Origin of the sequence: Microbacterium sp. Ru50, assembly GCF_002920555.1 — a bacterium.
GTDB lineage: Bacteria > Actinomycetota > Actinomycetes > Actinomycetales > Microbacteriaceae > Microbacterium > Microbacterium arborescens.
The window spans coordinates 762,431-776,934 of the sequence record NZ_PQSV01000001.1 but is presented as its reverse complement, the minus strand read 5'-3'; the positions used below and the strand labels follow the sequence as shown (position 1 = coordinate 776,934).

Annotated in this window: 12 protein-coding genes; 10 read left to right on the top strand and 2 right to left on the bottom strand. The window is 67.7% G+C overall.

Annotated features, from left to right (window positions below):
- Positions 1 to 31 precede the first annotated feature (31 nt).
- Genes dnaE through C3481_RS03675 form a run of 5 tightly spaced genes read left to right on the top strand, consistent with a single transcriptional unit; the run spans position 32 to position 7,796 of the window.
- On the top strand, positions 32 to 3,550 hold the full coding sequence (gene dnaE / locus C3481_RS03695; RefSeq protein WP_023951532.1) for a DNA polymerase III subunit alpha: 3,519 nt from the start codon (positions 32 to 34) through the stop codon (positions 3,548 to 3,550).
- 49 nt (positions 3,551 to 3,599) lie between these two features.
- Positions 3,600 to 4,916, top strand: coding sequence for a hypothetical protein (locus tag C3481_RS03690; protein ID WP_181021874.1), 1,317 nt, complete (start codon positions 3,600 to 3,602; stop codon positions 4,914 to 4,916).
- A gap of 31 nt (positions 4,917 to 4,947) precedes the next feature.
- On the top strand, positions 4,948 to 6,246 hold the full coding sequence (gene hisD / locus C3481_RS03685; protein WP_103840828.1) for a histidinol dehydrogenase: 1,299 nt from the start codon (positions 4,948 to 4,950) through the stop codon (positions 6,244 to 6,246).
- 12 nt (positions 6,247 to 6,258) lie between these two features.
- Entirely contained in the window at positions 6,259 to 6,741 is a 483-nt protein-coding gene (gene nrdR, locus C3481_RS03680) for a transcriptional regulator NrdR (RefSeq protein ID WP_023951526.1), read from the top strand.
- 11 nt (positions 6,742 to 6,752) lie between these two features.
- On the top strand, positions 6,753 to 7,796 hold the full coding sequence (locus C3481_RS03675; protein WP_064956839.1) for a quinone-dependent dihydroorotate dehydrogenase: 1,044 nt from the start codon (positions 6,753 to 6,755) through the stop codon (positions 7,794 to 7,796).
- Here the strand turns inward: C3481_RS03675 and C3481_RS03670 are convergent.
- Positions 7,771 to 8,340 carry a DUF3043 domain-containing protein gene (locus tag C3481_RS03670; RefSeq protein WP_023951522.1) on the bottom strand — a complete coding sequence of 190 codons (570 nt, stop codon included), beginning with the start codon at positions 8,338 to 8,340 and terminating at the stop codon, positions 7,771 to 7,773. The genes C3481_RS03675 and C3481_RS03670 overlap by 26 nt on opposite strands.
- Before the next feature lie 47 nt (positions 8,341 to 8,387).
- On the opposite strand from C3481_RS03670, the gene C3481_RS03665 reads away from it, so the two are divergent.
- From C3481_RS03665 to C3481_RS03645, 5 genes are all read left to right on the top strand, one after another.
- The gene (locus C3481_RS03665) at positions 8,388 to 9,782 is read left to right on the top strand and encodes a dipeptidase (RefSeq protein ID WP_103840826.1); all 1,395 of its coding nucleotides are present in this window, start codon (positions 8,388 to 8,390) and stop codon (positions 9,780 to 9,782) included.
- 98 nt (positions 9,783 to 9,880) lie between these two features.
- Positions 9,881 to 10,240: an iron-sulfur cluster insertion protein ErpA gene (erpA, locus tag C3481_RS03660; protein ID WP_023951519.1), complete on the top strand. Its 360-nt coding sequence runs from the start codon at positions 9,881 to 9,883 to the stop codon at positions 10,238 to 10,240.
- Between the two features lie 109 nt (positions 10,241 to 10,349).
- Positions 10,350 to 11,258 carry a cytochrome c oxidase subunit II gene (gene coxB / locus C3481_RS03655; RefSeq protein ID WP_023951517.1) on the top strand — a complete coding sequence of 303 codons (909 nt, stop codon included), beginning with the start codon at positions 10,350 to 10,352 and terminating at the stop codon, positions 11,256 to 11,258.
- Complete coding sequence (gene ctaD, locus C3481_RS03650; RefSeq protein WP_023951516.1) at positions 11,258 to 13,024, top strand: cytochrome c oxidase subunit I; 1,767 nt, start codon at positions 11,258 to 11,260, stop codon at positions 13,022 to 13,024. Before coxB ends, ctaD begins: the two co-directional genes overlap by 1 nt.
- 3 nt (positions 13,025 to 13,027) lie before the next feature.
- A complete protein-coding gene (locus C3481_RS03645) occupies positions 13,028 to 13,465 on the top strand; it encodes a cytochrome c oxidase subunit 4 (protein WP_023951514.1) in 438 nt (145 codons plus the stop codon).
- A gap of 626 nt (positions 13,466 to 14,091) precedes the next feature.
- Here C3481_RS03645 and C3481_RS03640 read toward each other — a convergent pair.
- Complete coding sequence (locus C3481_RS03640; RefSeq protein ID WP_103841996.1) at positions 14,092 to 14,499, bottom strand: rhodanese-like domain-containing protein; 408 nt, start codon at positions 14,497 to 14,499, stop codon at positions 14,092 to 14,094.
- Between the last annotated feature and the right edge of the window lie 5 nt (positions 14,500 to 14,504).

Genomic DNA, 14,504 nt, shown 5'->3' with positions numbered 1-14,504 from the left:
CGGTGTCCGAGCCCGAACGTAGACTCGTCTGGTGGCATCCGACTCCTTCGTTCATCTGCACGTGCACAGCGAGTACTCGATGCTCGACGGTGCAGCCAAGATCGCGGCCATGACCCAGGCGGCGGCCGACTACGGCATGCCGGCGATCGCGGTGACCGACCACGGCAACACGTTCGCCGCCTTCGAGTTCTACCGCGCCGCCCAGGCGGCGGGGGTCAAACCGATCATCGGTCTCGAGGCGTACGTGACTCCGGGAACGCACCGCAGCGACAAGTCGCGCGTGGCCTGGGGGTCGCCCGAGCAGAAGAGCGACGATGTGTCGGGTTCCGGCGCCTACACCCACATGACGATGTGGAGCCAGAGCACCGAGGGCATGCACAACCTCTTCCGGCTGAGCTCGCTGTCGAGCATGGAGGGCTACTACTTCAAGCCGCGCATGGACCGCGAGCTGCTGCAGACCTATGGCAAGGGGCTCATCGCGACGACGGGATGTCCCTCGGGGGAGGTGCAGACCCGGCTCCGTCTCGGCCAGTACGACGCCGCTCGCGCCGCGGCGGCGGAGTTCCAGGACATCTTCGGCAAGGAGAACTACTTCGCCGAGATCATGGACCACGGCCTGTCGATCGAGCGCCGGGTGATGACCGACCTGTTGCGGCTGGCGAAAGACCTCGACATCCCGCTGGTCGCGACCAACGACTCCCACTACACGCATCAGCACGAGGCCGATGCTCACGCCGCGCTGCTCTGCGTGCAGTCCGGATCGACGCTCGACGACCCGAACCGCTTCAAGTTCGACGGCGACGGCTATTACATCAAGACCGCGCAGGAGATGCGGCAGCTCTTCCGCGACCACCCCGAGGCGTGCGACAACACCCTGCTCATCGCCGAGCGCTGCGAGGTCGAGTTCAACACCTCGGCCAACTACATGCCGCGGTTCCCGGTGCCCGACGGCGAGACCGAAGACAGCTGGCTCGTCAAAGAGGTCGAGGCCGGGCTGCACTACCGATACCCCGGCGGCATCCCCGACAAGGTGCGCAAGCAGGCCGAGTACGAGACGGGCATCATCCTGCAGATGGGCTTCCCGGGCTACTTCCTCGTCGTCGCCGACTTCATCAACTGGGCGAAGGACAACGGCATCCGCGTCGGCCCCGGGCGCGGGTCGGGCGCCGGCTCGATGGTGGCGTACGCGATGCGCATCACCGACCTCGATCCGCTCGAGCACGGTCTCATCTTCGAGCGATTCCTCAATCCCGACCGCGTCAGCATGCCCGACTTCGACGTCGACTTCGACGACCGTCGTCGCGGCGAGGTCATCGAGTACGTGACCGAGAAGTACGGCTCCGAGCGTGTCGCGCAGATCGTCACCTACGGCACGATCAAGTCGAAGCAGGCGCTGAAAGATGCCGGGCGCGTGCTCGGTTTCCCCTTCAGCATGGGCGAGAAGCTCACCAAGGCGATGCCGCCGGCCGTGATGGGCAAGGACATGCCGCTCGACGGCATGTTCAACAAGGACCACCCACGGTTCAAGGAGGCCAGCGAGTTCCGCGCCCTGATCGACACCGATCCCGAGGCGAAGACCGTGTTCGACCGCGCTCTCGGGCTCGAAGGCCTGAAGCGGCAGTGGGGCGTGCATGCGGCCGGCGTCATCATGTCGTCGGAACCGCTCCTCGACATCATCCCGATCATGCGTCGCGAGCAGGACGGTCAGATCGTCACGCAGTTCGACTACCCGTCGTGCGAGACGCTCGGTCTGATCAAGATGGACTTCCTGGGGCTGCGCAACCTCACGATCATCTCGGATGCGCTCGACAACATCCGCATGAACCGGGGTGAGGAGCTCGACCTCGAGCATCTCGCCCTCGACGACCGCCCGGCCTACGATCTGCTCACCCGCGGCGACACGCTCGGGGTGTTCCAGCTCGATGGCGGGCCGATGCGATCGCTGCTCCGCCTGATGAAGCCCGACAACTTCGAGGACATCTCGGCTGTCATCGCGCTGTACCGCCCGGGACCCATGGGCGCGAACTCGCACACGAACTACGCGCTGCGGAAGAACGGCCTGCAGCCGATCACGCCGATCCACCCCGAGCTCGAAGAGCCGCTGCGCGACATCCTCGACACGACCTACGGCCTGATCATCTACCAGGAGCAGGTCATGGCGATCGCTCAGAAGGTCGCCGGCTTCTCGCTCGGACAAGCAGACATCCTCCGCCGCGCGATGGGTAAGAAGAAGAAGTCCGAGCTCGACAAGCAGTACGAGGGCTTCTCGGGCGGTATGAAGGAGCGCGGCTTCGGCGAGGGCGCGATCCAGGCGCTCTGGGACATCCTGCTCCCGTTCTCCGACTACGCCTTCAACAAAGCGCACTCGGCCGCCTATGGGCTCGTCTCGTATTGGACGGCCTACCTCAAGGCTCATTATCCCGCCGAGTACATGGCCGCCCTGCTCACGAGCGTCGGCGACTCGAAAGACAAGATGGCGGTGTACCTGAACGAGTGCCGCCGCATGGGCATCAAGGTGCTGCCGCCCGACGTCGGCGAGTCGATCCGATACTTCGCCGCCGTCGGTGAAGACATCCGATTCGGCCTGGGCGCGGTCCGCAACGTCGGTGCGAACGTCGTCGACGGCATCATCGCCTCGCGCGCCGACGACAACTACGTCAGCTTCCACGACTTCCTCACGAAGGTCCCGCTCCACGTCGCCAACAAGCGCACCGTTGAGTCCCTCATCAAGGCTGGGGCCTTCGACTCGCTCGGATCTACCCGCCGCGCACTCATGGAGATCCACGAGGATGCGGTCGAAGCGGCGGTCGACGCCAAGCGCAAGGCCGCCACCGGTGCGATCGGATTCGACTTCGACAGCCTGTACGACGAGGCCGAAGAGGTGATGCCGGCCAAGGTGCCCGAACGCCCCGAGTGGACGAAGAAGGACAAACTCGCCTTCGAGCGCGAGATGCTCGGGCTCTACGTGTCCGACCACCCGCTGGCCGGACTCGAGATACCGCTGGCCAAGCACGCGTCGACGTCGATCCACGACCTGCTCGCTTCGGAAGACGTCCAGGACGGCGATCAGGTCACCGTCGCCGGGCTCGTGACGAGCGTGCAGCACCGCGTGGCGAAGCAGAGCGGCAATCCCTACGGCATGATCACCGTCGAGGACTTCGACGGTGAGGTGACCGTGATGTTCATGGGAAAGACATACACGGAGTTCCAGAGCATGCTGGTGGCCGACTCGATCCTCGTCGTCCGAGGACGGGTGTCGCGTCGCGACGATGGGCTGAACCTCCACGGTCAGTCTGCCTTCTCTCCCGACCTCGGTTCGTTCGATGCCGCGGGGCCGCTCGTGCTGCTGCTTCCGGAGCAGCGGGCGACGGAATCGACGATCGGCGAGCTGGCGGCCGTCCTACGGCGCCACAGTGGCGAGACCGAGGTCTCGCTCAAGCTTCACAGAGCCGGTACCGCGAAGGTCTTCGAGGTACCGCATCCGGTGCGCGTCACCCCCGATCTCTACGGTGAACTCAAGGGACTTCTGGGACCTCAGTGTCTGGGTTGAGCCGGGTAGGATTCCACCGCAGCGCAACCGCCGCGACGAAGGGAACATCGTGACCGACGAGAAGAACATCCACTCCGACGACGGCCGTCCCGAGGACGCAGCGCCCGGCGCTGCCGAGTCGGCACACGAGACCACGGCCGCCGACGAGGTCGACGGCACGCAGACCGACGCCGCCTCGGACGCGTTCGCGCCCGCACCGGATGCGGTGGTCGTGATCGACGAGTCCGCCGTCGAGCCCGTCGTGATCGAAGAGTCCGCCGAGCACGCCGCCGCGGAGCACACCGCCGCGGAGGACGCTCCTGCCGAGCACGCTGCCGCCGAGCACGCTCCTGCCGACGGCGCAGCGGAGACGCCGGCATCGTCCGAGCACGCCTCCGCCGCGCCCGGACACACCACGGCTGCTCCCGGATCGGACGAGCGCGGAGCGCAGTCCGCCGCGGGCACGCCGGGGGAGGCGCCGCCGCAGTACGGGGTGGGTCCGCTCTCGATCCGCGAGGTCGCCCTCGCCGGCGTCTGGGCCGTCGCGTTCATCTGCTCGTTCTTCCCCGTGTACGGCCGGTTCGGAGCCGGGGTGTCGGTGTGGGGCGCGGGGATCGACTGGATCCTCACGATCGGCGTGCCCACGGTCGCGGTCTTCCTGGTGCTGCTGCGCCGCTTCTCCCCGCAGGGCATCCGCCGTGTCGGCTCTCTCGGCATCGACCAGTTCGCGTCGGTCGCGTTCTCGGTCTCCGCCACCGTGTGGCTCGGGATCATCTGGAGCTCGTTCGCGGGTCTCGCCCAGTCGGGCGTGTTCCTCGCGAGCTGGGTCGTGTGGGTCGAGGTGATCCTGGCTCTGGCGGGTGTCGTGCTCACCGTCGTCGCGCCCCACCTTCCCGTCCTCGGCGACGATTTCGCGCACCGGCCCGAATCGCCTGCGCACCGGGTGGCGCGCGCGACGCGTCCGGTCGTCGCCCGGCCGGCATCCGCCCGGCCCGCCCCGCAAACCGGTGCGTCGCACGGCGGATCGGCGTATGCAGCTGGCGCCGGCAACCCCGCGTACACCGGCTACGCCGCTCCGGCCGGCAACGCCGTTGCGGCAGAGGCTCCGGTGTCTTCCGGTGTGTCCGAGTCGGCACCGGCCGACGCCGCGGAGCCGTTCGACACCGGTGCGACGACGGTCATCGAGCCCGTCGCCGCACCCCAGGCGTTCTGGGCGCTCGCCCCGGACGAGCGCGATGTCCTCGACGAGATGGGTTCGCCGCTCTTCCGGATCGGTCCGACGGCGTGGGCCCTCGTCATCGAGGACCGCGGCGAGGTCTTCGTGGTCCGTCACGAGGACGGTCGCGTCGGCTATCTCCACGACACCAGCGATGTCACGCGCGGCTGAGTCCGCCGTGACCGCGCGCTAGCCTGGAACGATGCGCACCATCGATCTTCGCGGCCGTCGTCTGACGCCCGCCGAGTTGCTCGCCGCCGTTCCCCGGGCAGAGGCCGCCCGTGGGCTCGCCCTGGCCACCGCAGCCGAGATCGTCCATGACGTCGCCGCTCGCGGAGAAGCATCGCTCCGTGAGCAGGCGGCACGCTTCGACGGTGTGGAAGGTCACTCCGTGCGGGTTCCCGCCGAGCACCTGGATGAGGCGCTGGCGGCCATCTCCCCGGCGGTCAGGGCTGCGATCGAGGAGTCCATCCGCCGCGTGCGGCTGGCCTCCGCTGCCCAGATCCCGCCGGACCGCGTGACCGAGCTCGGTCCGGGGGCGCGGGTCGAGCAGCGGTGGCGTCCCGTGCGTCGCGTCGGGGTCTACGTCCCCGGGGGCAAGGCGGTCTATCCCTCCAGTGTCGTGATGAACGTCGTCCCCGCGCAGGTCGCGGGCGTGCAGACGGTCGCGCTGGCATCTCCACCGCAGCGCGACCACGACGGACGCATCCACCCCGTGATCCTCGCGGCCGCGCGCCTTCTCGGCATCTCGGAGGTCTACGCGATGGGAGGCGCGGGGGCGATCGGCGCCTTCGCGTACGGCGTCGGCTCGCTCGGGCTCGACCCCGTCGATGTCATCTCGGGACCGGGGAACAACTTCGTAGCGCTCGCGAAACGCGTCGTCGCCGGTGTGGTCGGCACCGACTCGGAGGCGGGTGCCACTGAGATCCTCATCGTCGCCGACGGGGAGGCGGACGCCGACCTCGTAGCCGCTGATCTCGTCAGCCAGGCCGAGCACGACGAGCAGGCTGCCGCCGTCCTGGTCACCGACTCGCCCGGCCTGGCCGAGGCCGTCGCGGAGCGGGTCGCAGCCCGCGCAGCCGCGACCCGCCACGCCGAGCGTGTCGCGATCGCTCTGGAAGGTCCGCAGTCCGCCATCGTCCTCGTCGACGACATCCCGGCCGCAGCGGCGTTCTCGAACGCTTACGCGCCCGAGCACCTCGAGCTGCACCTGCGTGACCCGCGCCCCGATGAGTACGTCAACGCGGGTGCGGTGTTCGTCGGCCCGCACACGCCGGTGAGTCTCGGCGACTACCTGGCCGGCAGCAACCATGTCCTGCCGACCGGGGGACAGGCGCGTTATGCCGCAGGGCTGGGCGCGGCGACCTTCCTACGATCGCAGCAGGTCATCTCCTACGACCGGGAAGCCCTGCGTGCCGTGCACGACGGCATCCTCGCCCTGTCCGACTCCGAGCAGCTTCCCGCGCACGGCGAAGCCGTGTCGGCGCGGTTCGACGCGTAATCTGGGCTCGTCATGCATTGCCCTTTCTGCCGCAATCCCGATTCCCGCGTCATCGACTCCCGCACGAGTGATGACGGTCTCAGCATCCGCCGCCGGCGTCAGTGCCCGAAGTGCGGCGGCCGTTTCTCCACGATCGAGACGGCGAGCCTCAACGTCATCAAGCGGTCGGGCGTCATCGAGCCGTTCAGCCGCGAGAAGGTGATGTCTGGCGTACGCAAGGCCTGCCAGGGCAGGCCGGTGACCGAGGCCGACCTCGCCGTGCTCGCACAGGCGGTCGAAGAGGCCGTGCGTCAGACCGGTTCGTCGCAGATCGACACGAACGAGATCGGCCTCGCGATCCTCGGACCTCTCCGCAACCTCGACGAGATCGCCTACCTGCGGTTCGCGAGCGTCTACCAGGCGTTCGACACCCTCGAGGACTTCGAGGCCGCGATCGAACAGCTGCGCGCCGACCACGTCGCCGCGCGGACATCGGAGGGCTCGACCTCGCTCTAGGCTGGACGGCGATGTATCCGTTCATCTTCCGCACCGTCTTCTCGCGCATGGAGCCCGAGACCGCGCACCACCTCGTGGTGCCGGTCATCCGTCTGCTGGGCATCCCGCCGTTCTCGATCGTGGCCCGGGCGCTCACCCGCCCTGACCCGTCTCTGCGCACCGAAGCCCTCGGTCTCGTGTTCGACTCGCCGTTCGGTGTCGCAGCCGGATTCGACAAGAACGCAGTCATGGTGCGCGGCCTCGGAGCGCTCGGTTTCGGCCACGTCGAAGTCGGCACGGTCACCGCGAAGCCGCAGGACGGCAACCCCCGCCCCCGCCTGTTCCGTCTGATCCAGGACCGCGCGCTCATCAACCGGATGGGCTTCAACAACCGGGGCGCGAGCGCGGCGGCATCCCGTCTGCGGCGTCTCCGACGCGGAAACACTCACGCCGTCGTCGGCGCGAACATCGGCAAGAGCCGCGTCGTCGACGTCGAGAACGCGACCGCCGACTACGTCGAGAGCACACGGCTGGTCGCGCCGGAGGCCGACTACCTCGTGGTCAACGTCTCGTCACCCAACACTCCCGGCCTGCGCGGGCTGCAGGCGGTCGAGACGCTGCGTCCCCTGCTCGAGGCCGTGCGCGACGCGGCGGGAGCGACGCCGCTGCTGGTGAAGATCGCGCCCGACCTGGCCGACGACGAAGTGACCGCCATCGCCGAGATGGCTGTGGATGCCGGCCTGGCCGGTCTCATCGCCACGAACACGACGATCTCGCGCGACGGACTCCTCGCCGACGAGGCGACGATCGAGCGGATCGGCGCCGGCGGGCTCTCGGGTGCGCCGCTGCGTCGCCGCGCTCTCGAGGTCCTGCGTCTGGTGCGTTCGGCGGTGCCGCGGGAGTTCTGCGTCATCGCAGCCGGGGGAGTCGAGACCGCCGCCGACGTGCAGGAACGGCTGGCGGCGGGTGCCGACCTGGTTCAGGGGTACACCGCGTTCATCTACCGCGGCCCGATGTGGGCGCGGCAGATCAATCGCGGGCTCGTCGAGCTCAGGCGGGGCGCTGACCGCGCTTGACCTGAGGCTTCGGAAGCCGCATGAAGCGCATCTGGATGGAACGCATCGCGCCGTACCAGCCGAGCCCCTTCTCCATCCGCTCGGCACCGAACTTCGCGCGGGCGGCCTTCTTCACCCGGATGCTGGTGATGACCATGTCGCCGATGACGAGCAGGATGAATGCCCACAGCGCGATGAACGCGTAGAAGGTCACGGCGTTCGACCCGAGGAAAGTGACGATGATGACCAGCACCATCGCGCCCATCACGAGCTCTCCGAGGTGCCAGCCCGCATCGATGTAGTCGCGGACGAATCGCCGCTGCGGACCCTTGTCGCGCACCGGGAGGTACCGCTCGTCGCCGTTGGCCATGCCGATCCGCGCCTTATCGCGGCGCTCGGCGAGCTCGGCACGGGCACGCGCCTTCGCCTCCTTGGTGTCGGGCACCAGCGGGCGCTTGCGAGCCGCCTCCTGGGCGGCGCGGCTGGGAGTGGGACGGTTCTTGCCGGTGCCCGTCGACGCCTGGTCGGCGTCGTCCGGAGCGGGGGCAGCGGGAGTTTTGGCCACGGGGATCCTCGGGTTCTGCGACGAACGTGCCTCTTAAGATTACCCGCATGACCTCCGAATCTCCTCGGTCCGCCGCTGTGCGCGACGCCGCCCTGTCCGCCGTCCCCGCCGCCCTCGCCGATCTCGGCGCCCTCGTGCGGATCCCGTCGGTCGCCTTCCCCGGGTTCGACCGGGCCGAGGTCGAGCGCAGCGCCGAGGCCGTCGCCGAGCTGGCGCGCGGGCTCGGCATCTTCGATCGAGTCGAGGTCGCGACCGCGACGGTGCCCGAGACGGGCGAAGAGGGGATGCCGGCGGTGCTGGCGACCCGAGCCGCTCGGAACGGACGGCCGACGATCCTGCTCTACGCTCACCACGACGTCCAGCCGGTCGGCGACGAGGCCCTGTGGGAGTCCGCTCCCTTCGAGCCCACCGTCCGAGACGGTCGGCTCTACGGGCGCGGTGCCGCCGACGACAAGGCCGGGGTCATGGCGCACATCGGTGCCCTGCGCGCGCTCGTCGAGGCGGCGGGCCAGGACTTCGACCTCGGCGTGAACCTCTTCATCGAGGGCGAAGAGGAGGCCGGCTCGGCATCCTTCGCCGCGTTCCTGTCCCAGAACGCCGACGCGCTGCGCGCTGACGTCATCGTCGTGGCCGACTCGGGCAACTGGGATGCGAAGACGCCCGCGCTCACCGTGTCGCTGCGTGGAAACGCCCGCTTCACCATGACGGTCCGCACACTCGAGCACGCATCGCACTCGGGCATGTTCGGGGGAGCGGTCCCCGACGCCATGCTGGCGACCGTGAAGCTGCTCGCGACGCTCTGGGACGACGAGGGCGGCGTCGCCGTCGAGGGTCTGACCGCGCGCGACGCGGAGACGCCGGAGTACTCGGAGGAGACGCTCCGTTCCGAGGCCGGTCTCCCGTCGGGGGTCTCGCCGATCGGATCGGGGACGATCCTCTCGCGCATCTGGAACAAGCCCTCCATCACGGTGACGGGCATCGATGCCCCGAGCGTTCGCAACGCGTCGAACACGCTCAGCCCCGAGGTCTCGGTCGTCCTCTCTGCGCGTGTGGCGCCGGGACAGTCCGCTGAGGACGCGTACCGGGCCATCGAGGCGCATCTGCGAGCCCACGCGCCGTTCGGCGCGGAACTGACCTTCCGAGACATCGAGACCGGCAATCCCTTCCTCGTCGACACCACGGGCGAGGCGGTCGCGCACGCGCGAGCAGCTCTCGCGGAGGGGTACGGCGTCGAGCCTGTGGACATCGGCGTCGGCGGATCGATCCCTTTCATCGCCGACCTGGTTCGCGAGTTCCCGGCGGCGCAGATCCTCGTCACCGGGGTCGAGGACCCGCACGCGCGTGCGCACAGCCCGAACGAATCGCTCCACCTCGACACCTTCCGGCACGCGCTCGTCTCCGAGGCCCTGCTGCTCGAACGGTTGGATGCCGGTTCGCGCTGACGATCACGACGTCGTCTCGGGCCGACCCGCGGCCGGTGCTCACGCGTAGAATCGTGGCACCGGCCGCATGTCCTGCGGCCCGAGACCTCGGGAGAATCATGACCGACATCGCCACGTCCGACACCGTCCGTGCCCACGGCGTCTCGCTGACCGATGAGGCGGCGCTCAAGGTGAAGAGCCTCCTCTCGCAGGAGAACCGCGACGACCTGCGACTGCGCGTCGCCGTTCAGCCCGGCGGATGCAGCGGACTGATCTACCAGCTCTACTTCGACGAGCGCTTCCTCGACGGTGACAAGGCCGTCGACTTCGACGGGGTCGAGGTCATCGTCGACGACATGTCGGTGCCCTACCTCGACGGAGCCACGATCGACTTCAAGGACACGATCTCGGAGCAGGGCTTCACGATCGACAACCCCAACGCGGCGGGCTCGTGCGCGTGCGGCGACAGCTTCCACTGAGCCCTGCCCGCGACACTCCTCGTCTCCGACATCCTGAATGGATGGCCTGAATAGGGTGAAAGCTTGCCCTAGACTGAAGGTCGAACCATTCGTCCCGGAAAGGTGCACTGTGCGCTTCAAACGCCGCCTCCGCTGGGCCGTGATCCCGCTCGGGATCGTCACGGCAGTCTCCCTCGCAGCTTGTACACCGACGGAGCTGAACGGCTACCTTCCCGGCTTCACCGATGACGGTACGCAGGCGACCAACCGCACCGAGATGGTGTCGGGGCTCTGGGTGAACTCCTGGATCGTCCTCCTCGCCGTCGGTGTTCTGACATGGGGCCTCATGGCCTTCGCCGCCATCGCGTACCGCCGCCGTCGCGGCCAGACGGGCCTGCCCGTCCAGCTGCGCTACAACATGCCGATCGAGATCTTCTACACGATCGTGCCGCTGATCCTCGTGATCGGCTTCTTCGCCTTCACGGCGCGCGACCAGTCGATCCTCGAGACGCAGTACGACGACCCCGACGTGTCGATCACCGCGATCGGCAAGCAGTGGGCGTGGGACTTCCAGTACAACGGCGAGGATTCCGACAACGCCGACGCCGTCTGGACTATGGGCGTGCAGGCGCAGCCCGACGCCGAGGGCAACGTCGACCAGGCAGCGCTGCCGACGCTCGTGCTGCCGGTGAACAAGGAGGTCAAGATCAACCTCCAGTCGCGCGACGTCATCCACTCGTTCTGGGTCATCGACTTCCTCTACAAGAAGGACATGTACCCGCACCGCGACACCAACTCGTGGTCCTTCGTCCCCACCCGCGAGGGAACGTACGCCGGCAAGTGCGCCGAGCTGTGCGGTGAGTACCACTCGATGATGTTGTTCAACGTCAAGGTCGTCTCCGAGCAGGAGTACGAGGACTACCTCGAGTCGCTGCGCGTCAGCGGCCAGACCGGTGACATCAACAAGGCATACGACCGCCTCCAGAACGCTCCGGGAACGGGCGCGGTCACCGACGACTCCGGCGAGGGAAGCCACTGATGGCCACGACACTTCCGCTCCAGGGCGAACAGCCCGCAGGCCGCCCCACGACCCTGCCGCCGCGCCAGGCGGCACTGCTCAGCGCATCTCGCGTCGAGCAGAAGGGCAACATCATCGTCAAGTGGATCACCTCCACCGACCACAAGACGATCGGGTACATGTACCTCATCGCCTCGGTGATGTTCTTCCTCCTCGGCGGCGTGATGGCGCTCATCATCCGTGCTGAGCTCTTCGAGCCCGGCATGCAGATCGTGCCGACGAAGGAGCAGTACAACCAGCTCTTCACCATGCACGGCACGATCATGCTGCTGATGTTCGCGACGCCGCTGTTCGCCGGCTTCGCCAACGCGATCCTGCCCCTGCAGCTGGGTGCGCCCGACGTCGCCTTCCCGCGTCTGAACGCGTTCGCCTTCTGGCTGTTCCTGTTCGGATCGATCATCGCGATCTCGGGCTTCCTCACCCCGCAGGGTGCCGCCTCGTTCGGATGGTTCGCGTATCAGCCGTTGGCCAACGCGACATTCTCGCCGGGTGCCGGCGGAAACCTCTGGATGCTCGGCCTCGGCATGAGCGGTTTCGGCACCATTCTCGGCGCCGTGAACTTCATCACCACGATCATCACGATGCGTGCGCCCGGCCTCACGATGTGGCGGATGTCGATCTTCTCGTGGAACACGCTGGTCACGAGCATCCTGATCCTGATGGCGTTCCCGGTGCTCGCGGCGGCGATCTTCGCGGCGGCATCCGACCGCGTTCTCGGCTCGCACATCTACGACCCGGCGAACGGCGGCGTGCTGCTCTGGCAGCACCTGTTCTGGTTCTTCGGCCACCCCGAGGTGTACATCATCGCGCTGCCGTTCTTCGGCATCGTCTCGGAGATCCTTCCGGTGTTCAGCCGCAAGCCGATCTTCGGATACAAGACGCTGATCTACGCGACCATCGCGATCGCCGCGCTCTCGGTGGCCGTCTGGGCGCACCACATGTACGTCACGGGCGCAGTGCTCCTGCCCTTCTTCGCGTTGATGACGATGCTCATCGCGGTTCCGACGGGTGTGAAGATCTTCAACTGGATCGGCACGATGTGGCGGGGTTCCGTCACGTTCGAGACGCCCATGGTCTTCACCCTCGGCTTCCTCGTGTCGTTCGTCTTCGGTGGTCTCACCGGTGTGATCCTCGCGTCGCCGCCGCTCGACTTCCACCTGTCCGACTCGTACTTCGTGGTTGCTCACTTCCACTACGTCGTGTTCGGCACGGTCGTGTTCGCGATGTTCGCGGGCTTCTACTTCTGGTGGCCGAAGTGGACCGGACGGATGCTCAACGAGCGCCTCGGCATGGTGCACTTCTGGATGCTGTTCATCGGCTTCCACATGACCTTCCTCATCCAGCACTGGCTGGGCGTCGACGGCATGGTGCGTCGCTACGCCGACTACTCGGCTGCGGACGGCTGGACCTGGCAGAACCAGGTCTCGACAATCGGTGCGATCATCCTGGGCGCGTCTATGATCCCGTTCTTCCTGAACGTCTGGATCACTTCGCGCACGGCTCCCAAGGTCACGGTCAACGACCCGTGGGGCTACGGCGCGTCGCTCGAGTGGGCGACGAGCTGCCCGCCGCCGCGGCACAACTTCACGTCGATCCCGCGCATCCGCAGCGAGCGTCCGGCCTTCGACCTGAACCACCCCGAGGCCGCCATCCCGGTCGGCGTGGGTCCCGCGAAGGACGCGCCCGATGCACCGGTTGTGGATGTCGCCGATGGAGAGGTGAAGTAAGCCGTGAAGACCAACATCAACCTGTGGTGGGTGCTCACGTGGTTCTTCTTCGCGGTGTTCATCACGTACACCGTGTGGAACCTCGTCGCCCACACCGATCAGGGTGTCTGGTGGCACCGTATCGAGTGGGTCGGCTCGACCGCCCTCCTGTTCACCGGCTTCATGGGCGCGATGATCGCGTTCTACGTCTCGCGCGTGCACAAGGCTCAGGGCGGCGTGCTGCCCGAGGACTCGCTCACCGCTGATATCGACGACGGCGACCCCGAGGTCGGCGAGTTCAGCCCGTGGTCTTGGTGGCCGCTCGTGCTGGCGTTCGCGGCGTCGGTGTTCATCATCGGACTCGCGGTCGGCCAGTTCCTTCTGCCGATCGGATTCGCGATCTTCATCGTCGCCATCGTCGGATGGGTGTACGAGTACTACCGCGGTTACTTCGCGCGCTGACCCCGAGCGTCTACGACGGCCATCGCACTCCGGTGCGGTGGCCGTCGTCGTTGACGCCGTCGCGGCGGCATCCTTCGTGCGCCCCCTGCGCCCGCCCGTGGGTCGCGCTGTCATGTGCACCCGCCGCCCCTTGAGGCCTCCGTAGCGTCGGCCGAGGACTGTGCGTGCTCCTGACGGCTGGGCACATCAATGCCTTTCGGGGCACGCGAGGCGGTTGAAGCACTGCCGGCGCGCCAGGCAGGCGTTCCGGGCGCCTGGTCCATCGAGCCGCGTGTCCGGGCGACCCGTGCAGATGACGTCTCGTGCTCATCATTGGGCCCGGATGCAAGGTCTCTGCAGCAACACGCCGCCTCTGAGCTCCGGGGCTCGGCGCGTGGGCGCTGATCTCTTGCATTGCGGCCCTCGCATCACGAGCGGGCGGGCTGCGCCCGGTACGAACCTCTCGCTCCAGGTTCTGCGGGCCGGAGCGCTGGGATGCAATGGATTACGACAGACACCCCACGTCGGGCACAGTCAGAGCGGGGTGTCTGTTCCGATCCATTGCATCGCGGTACACCCAGCTGCGGCGGCAGACCAGCAGGCCCCGGGCGCGGAGGTCGACAGGTCGGCAGGTGCCGCAAGGACGCCTAGGAGCGTGCGACGGCGACCAGGGGGTCGTAGGTGCGGGTGAGGGGACCGTGAGCGTTTTCCACCGGATAGCCCTCGCGCGCCCAGTACTCGAACCCGCCGATCATCTCCCGGACTCGGTAGCCGAGCTTGGCGAACTCGATGGCGGCGCGGGTTCCGCCGTTGCAGCCGGGACTCCAGCAGTAGACGACGACGTCGACGTCTCGATCGAGCTCGGCGGCCGCGCGCGCGGTGATCTCCTGGTGGGGGAGGTGTATGGCGCCGACCGCGTGGCCTTGAGCCCACGCCTCATCGCTGCGGACGTCGACGAGAACGAAGCTCTCGCCCCCTCGCTGCGCTGCGTACACGTCGGAGGCATCCGTCTCATGCTCGAGTTTGGCGGTGAAATAGGAGAGCGCGTCTGTCATGGTGA